The sequence below is a fragment of the Rahnella contaminans genome, from assembly GCF_011065485.1.
Lineage (GTDB): Bacteria > Pseudomonadota > Gammaproteobacteria > Enterobacterales > Enterobacteriaceae > Rahnella > Rahnella contaminans.
Map to the genome: position 1 here is coordinate 517,911 of NZ_JAADJS010000002.1, position 11,592 is coordinate 529,502.

8 protein-coding genes are annotated in these 11,592 nt (G+C 52.3%); 6 read left to right on the plus strand and 2 right to left on the minus strand.

The window, feature by feature from the left end:
* The first annotated feature begins 275 nt into the window (after positions 1–275).
* Entirely contained in the window at positions 276–2,258 is a 1,983-nt protein-coding gene (gene speA, locus GW579_RS11495) for a biosynthetic arginine decarboxylase (protein ID WP_152327748.1), read from the plus strand.
* A 118-nt stretch (positions 2,259–2,376) separates the two neighbouring features.
* Here the strand turns inward: speA and loiP (GW579_RS11500) are convergent, their stop codons facing one another.
* Complete coding sequence (gene loiP / locus GW579_RS11500; protein ID WP_165059153.1) at positions 2,377–3,135, minus strand: metalloprotease LoiP; 759 nt, start codon at positions 3,133–3,135, stop codon at positions 2,377–2,379.
* A 217-nt stretch (positions 3,136–3,352) separates the two neighbouring features.
* Positions 3,353–4,105 carry a metalloprotease LoiP gene (gene loiP, locus GW579_RS11505; protein WP_152327750.1) on the minus strand — a complete coding sequence of 251 codons (753 nt, stop codon included), beginning with the start codon at positions 4,103–4,105 and terminating at the stop codon, positions 3,353–3,355.
* Positions 4,106–4,353: 248 nt separating this feature from the next.
* Between loiP (GW579_RS11505) and tkt the strand changes: the two genes are divergently transcribed.
* From tkt to GW579_RS11530, 5 genes are all read left to right on the plus strand, one after another.
* Positions 4,354–6,348, plus strand: coding sequence for a transketolase (gene tkt / locus GW579_RS11510; RefSeq protein WP_165059155.1), 1,995 nt, complete (start codon positions 4,354–4,356; stop codon positions 6,346–6,348).
* Positions 6,349–6,847: 499 nt separating this feature from the next.
* Positions 6,848–7,864 carry an erythrose-4-phosphate dehydrogenase gene (gene epd / locus GW579_RS11515; RefSeq protein WP_165059157.1) on the plus strand — a complete coding sequence of 339 codons (1,017 nt, stop codon included), beginning with the start codon at positions 6,848–6,850 and terminating at the stop codon, positions 7,862–7,864.
* 72 nt (positions 7,865–7,936) lie between these two features.
* Positions 7,937–9,100: a phosphoglycerate kinase gene (gene pgk, locus GW579_RS11520; protein WP_165059159.1), complete on the plus strand. Its 1,164-nt coding sequence runs from the start codon at positions 7,937–7,939 to the stop codon at positions 9,098–9,100.
* Positions 9,101–9,229: 129 nt separating this feature from the next.
* On the plus strand, positions 9,230–10,309 hold the full coding sequence (fbaA, locus tag GW579_RS11525; RefSeq protein WP_165059161.1) for a class II fructose-bisphosphate aldolase: 1,080 nt from the start codon (positions 9,230–9,232) through the stop codon (positions 10,307–10,309).
* 134 nt (positions 10,310–10,443) lie between these two features.
* Positions 10,444–11,526: a LacI family DNA-binding transcriptional regulator gene (locus tag GW579_RS11530; RefSeq protein WP_152327755.1), complete on the plus strand. Its 1,083-nt coding sequence runs from the start codon at positions 10,444–10,446 to the stop codon at positions 11,524–11,526.
* The last annotated feature ends 66 nt before the right edge of the window (positions 11,527–11,592 follow it).

An 11,592-nucleotide genomic window follows, 5' to 3' on the forward strand; every position in this document is an offset into this window, starting at 1 on the left:
GCCGACATCTGTACGCTACTCAGTAAAACCGGGATCGTATTCCCGACATATAACTGATGTAGCCTGCGACCTCCGGGGTGATTTCCCCTGATTTCTTCCGACTCGTTACACGGAGTCTAAAAACGTGTTTTACAATGATATGAGTGAAAAACAGTCCCATGGCTGTGGCTCGCAGGGTTTTATCCTGTCTGAAAGCCAGCCTTGCGGGTTGTTCTCACCTGTTGTTACTGCGATAGTGGCTGGCCATGTTGTCAGTATAGAAAGAGGATTTACCTATGTCTGATGACATCCAGTCCCACCGTCCGTCACAACCGGGCGATACTGTTTCTTTGCGCTCCATGCAGGAGGTTGCCGTGAACGATCGTGATGCCAGCAAAATGCTGCGCACTTACAACGTTGCCTATTGGGGTAACAACTATTTTGACGTCAATGAACTGGGCCACATCAGTGTTTGCCCGGATCCTGACGAGCCTTCTGCCCGTGTCGATTTGGCGCAATTGGTGAAAGACATGCGCGAGCAGGACGGTCAGCGTCTGCCCGCTTTGTTCTGTTTCCCACAAATTCTGCAACACCGTCTGCGTTCGATTAACGGCGCCTTCAAGCGCGCGCGTGAATCGTTCGGTTATGAGGGTGATTACTTCCTGGTTTATCCGATCAAGGTTAACCAGCATCGCCGCGTCATTGAATCTCTGGTCGAGTCCGGCGAACCGCTGGGCCTGGAAGCGGGTTCAAAAGCGGAACTGATGGCGGTTCTGGCTCACGCCGGAATGACCCGTTCTGTTATCGTTTGTAACGGTTATAAAGACCGCGAATATATTCGTCTGGCGCTGATCGGCGAGAAACTCGGTCACAAGGTTTATCTGGTTATCGAGAAAATGACCGAGATTAAACTGGTGCTGGAAGAAGCTGAACGTCTGAACGTCATCCCGCGTCTGGGCGTGCGTGCGCGTCTGTCCTCACAAGGCTCCGGCAAATGGCAGTCCAGCGGTGGCGAAAAGTCCAAGTTTGGTCTGGCGGCGTCTCAGGTTCTGCAACTGGTGGAAATGCTGCGTGAAGCCGGACGTCTGGAAAGCCTGCAACTGCTGCACTTCCATCTGGGTTCACAACTGGCGAATATCCGCGATATCTCGACTGGTGTGCGGGAGTCGGCGCGCTTCTACGTTGAACTGCACAAGCTTGGCGTCAACATTCAGTGCTTCGACGTCGGCGGCGGTCTGGGTGTGGATTACGAAGGCACCCGTTCGCAGTCTGACTGTTCGGTGAACTACGGCCTGAACGAATACGCCAACAACGTCATCTGGGGTATTGGCGACGCCTGTAATGAACATGGTTTGCCGCATCCGACGGTGATTACCGAGTCTGGCCGTGCTGTAACCGCGCACCACACAGTTCTGGTTTCCAACGTGATTGGCGTTGAGCGCAACGAGTTCAAAGAGCCGGTTGCGCCGGAAGATGATGCACCACGTGCGCTGGGCAGCATGTGGGATACCTGGAACGAAATGCACGATCCGGAAAACCGTCGCTCACTGCGCGAATGGTTGCACGACAGCCAGATGGACTTGCACGACGTCCATTCGGCCTATGCACACGGTATTCTGGATCTGACTCAGCGCGCCTGGGCGGAAGATATCTACCTGAATATCTGTAATAAAATTCAGGATCAGCTGGATCCAAGCAACCGCGCGCACCGTCCGATTATCGACGAATTGCAGGAACGTATGGCCGATAAGCTGTACGTGAACTTTTCGCTGTTCCAGTCCATGCCGGATGCGTGGGGTATCGATCAGCTGTTCCCGGTTCTGCCGCTCGAAGGGCTGGACAAACCGCCGGTTGGCCGTGCGGTGCTGCTGGATATTACCTGTGATTCCGACGGGACTATCGATCACTACATCGACGGTGACGGTGTGGCGACCACAATGCCGATGCCTCCGTATGATCCTGAGAACCCGCCGGTGCTGGGCTTCTTCATGGTTGGCGCGTATCAGGAAATTCTCGGCAACATGCACAACCTGTTCGGCGATACCGCGGCAGTGGACGTGTTTGTGTTCCCTGACGGCAGCATAGAAGTGCAGCAGTCTGACGAAGGCGACACCGTGGCCGATATGCTCGAATACGTGCAGCTTGACCCGAATGTGTTGCTGACCCGCTTCCGCGATCAGGTAAAAGAAACCGATCTGGATGCGGAACTGCAGGCGCAGTTTGTGGAAGAGTTTGAATCCGGTTTATACGGTTATACGTATCTGGAAGAAGACGAATAAGGGCGCCGGTTTTCGGCTCTGAATGAAAGATAAAATAAAGGCACCTTCGGGTGCCTTTATTATTTAGGTTGTGAATATTCTATTTTTGAGGATATAAATAACGAATTTGTTCTCGCGGTTATTTATCTTCGGCGATACGCTTTTTAATATTATCTGCGCGCTCCTGAGAAGGCGGGTGAGAGCTGAATAAACTCTTCTCACTGCCACCGCTCATTTTTGCCAGTTTCTCAAAGGCAGTAACCAGCCCTTTGGTCGGCAGGCCGCGTTTTTTCAGCAAGTCGTAGGAATAATTATCAGCGTCAGATTCCTGTTTCTGAGAGAACTGCGCGTTAATCAGGTCTTCACCCAGATCGGCCAGCTGTGTGCTGGAAAGCTGTCCGGCAATGCCACCGGCTGCGCCCGCTGCATTGTGCGCGGCGGAAGTGCTGTATGCCACCTGCATGGCTTTTTTGCTGTGACCCAGGGCGACGTGACCTATTTCGTGGCCCAGTACGCCTTCGACTTCATCGTCGGTCATCATGTCCATCAGGCCGCTGTAAACGCGGATACAGCCGTTCGCCATCGCCCAGGCGTTGACGTCGCTGGTGAGATAGACTTTGTAGTTAGCCTGCCGGCCATTGATGTCGTTACCGAGGTTTTTGGCAATTTTATTCAGGCGTTTTGTGTATTTGCTTTTTGATGAAGCAATTTGGGATTCGGCATCCAGCGCTTTACAGGAACCTTCCGTCATATTGATGACATCCTGATCGGTCAGCGTGGCCGCTTTGTAAGCATCTGAACCCGATTTCATTAAGGCATCGGTATTGAGCGCGCCGTTTTGACAACCACTTAATAATACGGTGATCCCGAACGCAATTGCAGTTATGCGAAAATTCATAATCCATCTTCCTTTGATAGTTAAATTAAATAAAAACGCAGGAAGAATAACGAAACGTTTTTACTTAGCGAGGAAAAGTCTTCATGGAGGGTTATTTTCAGATTTTGTGCGGTATTTATTTCTGAATAATGGATTTTTAATGAAATTAGGAAGCTTCACTTATACAGGTAATAAAAAGATGCACCCCTTAGCGGGCGCATCTTTATATATGAAGGAATTAATTACCGGCAGCTATGCGATCGCGGATATGTTTGGCACGCGCTTCGGATGACGGGTGATCGTCAAACCAGCCAATGCTGCTTCCCTGATCCAGTTTTGCCAGTTTTTCAAAACTGGTCGCCAGCCCGGTCGGATCTATCCCGCGTTTTTTCAGCAGATCAAACGAGTAATCATCGGCTTCGGATTCCTGTTTCTGAGAGAACTGCGCGTTAACATATTTCTCACCGAGATCGGCCAGCTGCGATTGCGAAAGCGTGGTGCTGACGCCGCCCAGTGACGCCACCGCCGTCCGTGCCGCCGTGGCGCTGTAGGCAACCTGCATCGCTTTACGGGTATGCCCCAGCGCGACGTGACCCATTTCGTGGCCGAGTACGCCTTCGACTTCGTTATCGTTCATCATATCCATCAGGCCGCTGTACACGCGGATACAGCCGTTCGCCATCGCCCAGGCGTTGACGTCCTTGGTCAGGTACACCTTATAGTTGGCTGGCGTGCCATTGATGTTGTCCCCCAGCGCTGCCGAGATTTTTTTCAGACGTTGCGCGTATTCGCTGCTTTCTGGTGCTATTTGCGCTTTTTTATCCATTTCTTCGCAGGACTGAACACTCAGGGTTTTTACATCGGCGTCGCTCAGTGTATAAGCCTGATAAGCCTGCGCGCCGGATTGCATTAAGGTATCGGTATTAAGGGTTGAACAACCGCTGACCAGTGCGGCCGCGCAAAGACTCAGCAAAACGGGGTGGAATTTCATCAGTTTGGGTTCCCGGAGAACGTTAATAATAAAGTCAGTACAGCCTCAAAAAAGCGCTGATTGTAAGAATAGCGTTAAGATAGGTTTTTGGGATCGCCCGATCTATAGTGTAAGTCTGAAAAAACGCACTGATTTAAAAGCGAATTCTGTGAACTTAGTCACGAGAGTGATTAAGGATTGCCGTTTTAATGCCGAGTCTGAGAAAATGACTTTCTTGACTGCTTTTTTAATCCGACCTGGAGTAGAACATGTCCTCTCGTAAAGAGCTTGCGAACGCTATCCGCGCACTTAGTATGGACGCCGTGCAGAAAGCGAATTCCGGCCACCCTGGCGCCCCTATGGGCATGGCAGACATTGCCGAAGTCTTGTGGCGTGATTACCTGAACCACAACCCGTCAAACCCGAACTGGGCTGACCGCGACCGCTTCGTGCTGTCCAATGGCCATGGTTCCATGCTGATTTATAGCCTGCTTCACCTCACCGGTTATGACCTGCCAATCAGCGAGCTGGCGAACTTCCGTCAGTTGCATTCTAAAACTCCGGGTCACCCGGAATACGGTTATACCCCTGGCGTAGAAACCACCACTGGCCCGCTCGGTCAGGGCATTGCGAATGCAGTGGGTATGGCGATCGCAGAACGTACGCTGGGCGCGCAGTTCAACAAACCAGGCCACGACATCGTCGATCACCAGACTTACGCGTTCCTGGGCGACGGCTGCATGATGGAAGGCATTTCTCACGAAGTGTGTTCTCTGGCCGGTACCATGAAACTCGGCAAACTGACCGCGTTTTATGATGACAACGGTATCTCTATCGACGGCCACGTAGAAGGCTGGTTCACCGATGATACCGCTAAACGTTTCGAAGCTTACGGCTGGCACGTTGTGCGTGGTGTTGATGGCCATAATCCTGACGCCATCAAAGCGGCTATCGAAGAAGCACATAAAGTGACTGATAAGCCATCGCTGCTGATGTGCAAAACCGTGATCGGTTTCGGTTCACCGAACAAAGCCGGGACTCACGATGTCCACGGTGCTGCACTGGGTGCTGCTGAAGTGGCGGCAACCCGTGAAGCGCTGGGCTGGAAATACGCTGCCTTCGAAATTCCGCAAGATATTTATGCTCAGTGGGATGCTAAAGAAGCGGGCCAGGCGAAAGAAGCGGCATGGAACGACAAGTTTGATGCTTACGCCAAGGCACACCCTGAGCTGGCAAAAGAGTTCAAACGTCGTGTGAACGGCGAGCTGCCAGCCAACTGGGAAGCAGAAGCACAGAAATTTATCGAAGAACTGCAGGCTAAACCTGCCAACATCGCCAGCCGTAAAGCATCACAAAACGCGCTGGAAGCTTTTGGTAAAGTGTTGCCGGAATTCCTGGGCGGCTCTGCCGACCTGGCGCCAAGCAACCTGACCATGTGGTCCGGTTCTAAGTCTATTGGCGACGATCAGGCGGGTAACTACATCCATTACGGTGTGCGTGAATTCGGCATGACCGCGATCACCAACGGTATCGCGCTGCACGGTGGTTTCCTGCCGTACTCTGCGACCTTCCTGATGTTCGTGGAATACGCACGTAACGCCGTGCGTATGGCTGCGCTGATGAAAATCCGCAACGTGTTCGTGTACACCCATGATTCTATCGGTCTGGGCGAAGACGGCCCGACGCACCAGCCGGTTGAGCAAATTGCCAGCCTGCGCGTGACGCCAAACATGAGCACCTGGCGTCCTGCGGATCAGGTTGAATCTGCTGTGGCATGGAAATACGCGATTGAGCGTAATGACGGCCCGGTGACTCTGATCTTCTCCCGCCAGAACCTGACTCAGCAACCACGTACCGCTGAGCAATTAGCCAACGTGTCGCGCGGTGGTTATGTGCTGAAAGATTGCGACGGTACGCCGGAAGTCATCCTGATTGCGACCGGTTCTGAAGTCGGTATCACTGTAGAAGCGGCTGATAAACTGGCGGCTGCGGGCACTAAAGTGCGCGTGGTTTCCATGCCTTCAACTGACGCCTTTGACAAACAGGACGCGGCTTACCGTGAATCTGTGTTGCCGAAAGCCGTTTCTGCACGTGTTGCAGTTGAAGCAGGTATCGCGGATTACTGGTTCAAATACGTTGGCCTGAATGGCGCGATCGTCGGTATGCACAGCTTCGGCGAATCTGCTCCGGCAGACCTGCTGTTCAAAGAATTTGGTTTCACTGTAGATAACGTTGTTGCTCAGGCACAGGCGTTGCTGAAGTAATCCGGTTTTCTTAACGCTGCTTAAAAGCACCTTCGGGTGCTTTTTTTTCGTCGGCAATTTCATGCGCAGGTTCTCAGTTTCGCGCGAAATGACGCAGGTCAAACCCTTCGTGTGCCGACTCCGCTAAACTCCCTGCATTCTGATGCTGTTTCAAACCGTCGGTTTTTGAGGAAATCACTGTTGAAAAGGTGATGAAAAAGTAAAATCACTGTGAATACACAGAATTGGCTGGCGTTTTTTTAAGCGTTCAGCGCGATTAATGCCTCAGTGTTTGACGAATTATTCCTTTTATTCATCGTTTGGTTTATTCTCAGCTGAACCGTTTCAGTCGGGCTATTTGAGCTTAACATCGTCACCAGGTTGTTATCGTGACTGAAACTGAGATTTTTCTGCCGTACGCATTGTGCTGACAGATGACGATGGTGATTCACCGTAAACGCACGCTGCATTACTATAGGTGTTACTGATATTGAGTAACAACCGTGTAACAGGGAGATGTATGCCAATACGTATTGCAATTAATGGCTTTGGTCGCATTGGCCGTAGCGTATTGCGCGCATTATACGAATCCGGGCGTCGGGCGGAAATCTCCGTTATTGCCATCAATGAAATCGCCAGCCCTGAAGGCATGGCACATCTGCTCAAATACGACTCCAGCCACGGGCGCTTCGCCTGGGATGTCCGCCAGGAAGGGGAAAACCTTTACGTCGGCGATGACTCCATCCGTTTACTTCATCAGTCTGATGCCAGCCAGTTGCCATGGGGCGAACTGAGTATTGACGTCGTGCTCGATTGCACCGGCGTTTATGGCAGCCGTGAAGACGGTGAAGCTCAGCTCGCGGCCGGTGCCAAAAAAATTCTGTTCGCGCATCCCGGCGGTCATGATCTTGACGCTACGGTGGTTTACGGTGTGAACCACGAGTTGCTCGAACGCCAGCACCGCATTGTGTCCAATGCGTCCTGCACCACCAACTGTATTATCCCTGTGATCAAGCTGCTCGACGATGCCTTTGGCATTGAGTCGGGCACGGTAACGACCATCCATTCTTCGATGAATGACCAGCCGGTCATTGATGCGTACCACGCAGATTTACGCCGTACGCGCGCGGCCAGTCAGTCCATTATTCCGGTCGATACCAAACTGGCCGCAGGGATCACGCGCATCATGCCCAAATTCTGCGATCGCTTTGAAGCTATCTCAGTGCGTGTGCCGACCATCAATGTCACAGCCATTGATTTGAGCGTATTTGTCGAGGGTTCCGTGACGGTAGACGAGGTGAACCAGCTGCTGCAAAAGGCCGCAACAGGTGCTTTTCGTGGTATAGTTGACTATACCGAACTACCATTAGTCTCGACAGATTTTAACCATGATCCCCACAGCGCCATCGTCGATGGAACGCAGACGCGGGTAAGTGGACAGCACCTGATAAAAACACTGGTCTGGTGCGATAACGAGTGGGGTTTTGCCAACCGAATGTTGGATACAACATTGGCAATGTCCGCTAGCGGTTTCTAGTACGGCTGTTCCGGCCTTCTGGCCGAAATTGCCTTCAAGCAACTTTAAAGAGAATCAACGAGAGGATTCACCATGTCTGTTATTAAGATGAGCGATCTGGATTTAGCGGGTAAACGCGTACTGATCCGTGCCGATCTGAACGTGCCAGTTAAAGATGGCAAAGTAACGTCAGATGCACGTATCCGCGCTTCTTTGCCAACCATCGAAATTGCCCTGAAACAAGGCGCACGCGTGATGGTTACCTCGCATCTGGGTCGTCCGACTGAAGGCGAATATAACGAAGAGTTTTCTCTGCTGCCGGTTGTTAACTACCTGAAAGAACATCTGAAATCTCCAGTGCGTCTGGCGAAAGATTACCTTGATGGCGTTGAAGTTGCAGAAGGCGAGCTGGTTGTTCTGGAAAACGTTCGCTTCAACAAAGGCGAAAAGAAAGACGACGAAGCCCTGTCCAAAAAATATGCTGCCCTGTGTGACATCTATGTGATGGACGCCTTCGGTACTGCGCACCGCGCACAAGCTTCTACTCACGGTGTGGGTAAATTTGCGCCAATCGCCTGTGCCGGTCCGCTGCTGTCTGCAGAACTGGAAGCACTGGGTAAAGCGCTGGGTAACCCGGCTCGTCCGATGGTGGCTATCGTTGGCGGTTCTAAAGTTTCTACCAAACTGACCGTTCTGGATTCCCTGTCCAAAATCGCTGACCAGCTGATCGTTGGTGGCGGTATCGCGAACACCTTCGTCGCTGCTCAAGGCAACAACGTCGGTAAATCCCTGTACGAAGCAGATCTGGTCGGTACCGCAAGCAAATTGCTGGAAACCTGCGACATTCCAGTTCCTACAGATGTTCGCGTGGCGACTGAGTTCTCCGAAACGGCTACCGCGACGGTGAAGTCTGTAAAAGACATCAAAGATGACGAACAAATTCTCGACATGGGCGATGAGTCTGCATACCGCCTGGCTGAGATCATTAAAAACGCTAAAACCATTCTGTGGAATGGTCCTGTAGGCGTGTTCGAGTTCCCTAACTTCCGTAAAGGGACCGAAATTGTGGCGCAGGCTATTGCTGACAGCGATGCATTCTCTATCGCAGGCGGCGGCGACACTCTGGCGGCTATCGACCTGTTCGGTATCGCTGACAAAATTTCCTATATCTCCACTGGCGGTGGCGCATTCCTGGAATTCGTTGAAGGGAAAGCACTGCCAGCGGTTGTGATGCTGGAAGAGCGTGCTAAGAAGTAATGAACCCTGAGCGGGGAGCCAGCGGCTTCCTGTTCTTCTTTGCCGCGCGAGGGGCTGCACAGTGGAACTCGCGCGACATAGCAAACCGATTCAATCCATCTACGGCCGACGAATACAGGACAAAGAACTATGTCTAAAATTTTTGATTTCGTAAAACCAGGCGTTATCACTGGTGATGATGTACAGAAAGTTTTCGCTATTGCTAAAGAAAACAAATTTGCTCTGCCAGCGGTTAACTGCGTAGGCACCGACTCTATCAACGCCGTTCTCGAAGCTGCTGCGAAAGTCCGTTCACCGGTTATCGTTCAGTTCTCTAACGGTGGCGCTGCGTTCATCGCGGGTAAAGGCCTGAAAACTGACGTGCCACAAGGCGCGGCAATCCTGGGTGCAATCTCTGGCGCACATCACGTACACCAGATGGCAGAACATTACGGCGTGCCCGTTATCCTGCATACCGACCATTGCGCGAAAAAACTGCTGCCATGGATCGACGGTCTGCTGGACGCGGGTGAAGCTCACTACGCGAAAACCGGTAAGCCACTGTTCTCTTCCCATATGATCGACCTGTCTGAAGAGTCTCTGGAAGAAAACATCGAAATTTGCAGCAAGTACTTAGCTCGCATGGCAAAAATCGACATGACTCTGGAAATCGAACTGGGTTGCACCGGCGGTGAAGAAGATGGCGTGGACAACAGCCATATGGACGCATCTGCACTGTACACTCAGCCACAAGACGTTGATTACGCATACGAAAAACTGAACGCTATCAGCCCGCGTTTCACTATCGCTGCGTCATTCGGTAACGTACACGGTGTTTACAAACCAGGTAACGTTAAACTGACTCCAACGATCCTGCGTGATTCTCAGGAATACGTGTGCAAAAAACACAACCTGCCACACAACAGCCTGAACTTCGTATTCCACGGCGGTTCCGGTTCTACTGCAGCTGAAATCAAAGAGTCTGTAGGCTACGGTGTTATCAAAATGAACATCGACACCGACACCCAGTGGGCTAACTGGGATGGTATCCTCCAGTTCTACAAGAAAAACGAAGCTTACCTGCAAGGTCAGTTGGGTAACCCGGAAGGCGCGGACAAACCTAACAAGAAATTCTATGACCCGCGCGTTTGGCTGCGTGCTGCACAGTCCTCCATGGTGACTCGCCTGGAACTGGCATTCAAAGAACTGAACGCAATCGACGTACTGTAATTCTTACCCTTCCGGTGCTTGACCACCGGAATGTGAGGATAATCGTCAAAGGGGCTTCGGCCCCTTTTTTATTGCCTGTTTTCCAGACACAATAGCCTGTTACGTATTTGCGGCCGCACCCCAAAGAGAGAGCCATGAAGCCAAAATCTGTCACCCTCGATGACGTCGCGCGTCAGGCGGGCGTTTCTTATCAGACTGTATCGCGTGTGCTGAATCAGGCGGCGCACGTCTCGGCAAAAACGCGGGATAAAGTTGAGCAGGCCATGGCGGCTTTAAACTACGTGCCGAATCGCGTTGCCCAGCAGCTGGCCGGGAAACAAAGTTATACGCTGGGGCTGGCGACTACCGAACTCGCCCTTCATGCGCCGTCCCAAATTGCTTCTGCAATGAAAACCCGCGCCAATCAGTTAGGTTTTAACGTTGTTATTTCGATGATTGATAACCTGAGCCTTTCTGCCTGCCGCACGGCGGTGAATGAGCTGATGTCTCAGCGCGTCGATGGCGTGCTGATTAACGTGCCGCTGTCAAACGATGATGCGGGCGTCATTGCACAGCTTTGCGGTGATTTACCGGTGCTGTTTCTGGATGTCGATCCGCAGGCTGACGTCTTTAAAATTCTGTTCGATCCGCATTGCGGGGCAGAGCAGGGCGTTGAACACCTTCTGGCGCTGGGGCATCAGAAAATTGCGGTGCTGACCGGCCCGCTGGAATCCATCTCTGCGCGGCTGCGTTACGAAGGCTGGCTGAGTACGCTGGCAAAGCACCAGATTACGCCCTGTGCCATACAGCACGGTGACTGGAGCGCGGCTTCCGGCTATCAGCAGGCATTATTACTGCTCAACCAGCCGGTGCGGCCTACGGCGATCCTGATTGCCAATGATCAGATGGCGCTCGGTGTGTTACGTGCGGTGCATGAATTTGGCCTGCGCGTACCGGAACAGATTTCGGTGATCGGCTATGACGATACCGAAGACAGCGCGTTTTTCTTCCCGCCGCTGACTACCATCAAGCAAGATTTCCGTCTGCTCGGCCACGAGAGCGTCAAGCGGCTGGTTGACCATCTGCATCATCATGGCGATAAGCAGCAATCGTCGCTGTTATTGCCGACCTCTCTGGTGGAACGCCACACAACGTCGAAACCCGGTGAATCTGCCGTTTCTCAGGAAGCACTGTCGCAGGAACTTCTCCGCATCGCCCGCCAGCTCAGCCCGCGCTGATTTACTTTTTTTGCTTCTCCGGCGCGGGATCTGTGATCCGCGTCCCTTTCCCGCACTCCCTTGCTT

Excerpts from the sequence above, each read along its gene's own strand:
- epd (WP_165059157.1), top strand. The coding sequence starts at position 6,848 with ATGCCAATACGTATTGCAATTAATGGCTTTGGTCGCATTGGCCGTAGC.
- pgk (WP_165059159.1), top strand. The coding sequence starts at position 7,937 with ATGTCTGTTATTAAGATGAGCGATCTGGATTTAGCGGGTAAACGCGTA.
- fbaA (WP_165059161.1), top strand. The coding sequence starts at position 9,230 with ATGTCTAAAATTTTTGATTTCGTAAAACCAGGCGTTATCACTGGTGAT.
- GW579_RS11530 (WP_152327755.1), top strand. The coding sequence starts at position 10,444 with ATGAAGCCAAAATCTGTCACCCTCGATGACGTCGCGCGTCAGGCGGGC.
- tkt (WP_165059155.1), top strand. The coding sequence starts at position 4,354 with ATGTCCTCTCGTAAAGAGCTTGCGAACGCTATCCGCGCACTTAGTATG.
- speA (WP_152327748.1), top strand. The coding sequence starts at position 276 with ATGTCTGATGACATCCAGTCCCACCGTCCGTCACAACCGGGCGATACT.
- loiP (WP_165059153.1), bottom strand. The coding sequence starts at position 3,135 with ATGAATTTTCGCATAACTGCAATTGCGTTCGGGATCACCGTATTATTA.
- loiP (WP_152327750.1), bottom strand. The coding sequence starts at position 4,105 with ATGAAATTCCACCCCGTTTTGCTGAGTCTTTGCGCGGCCGCACTGGTC.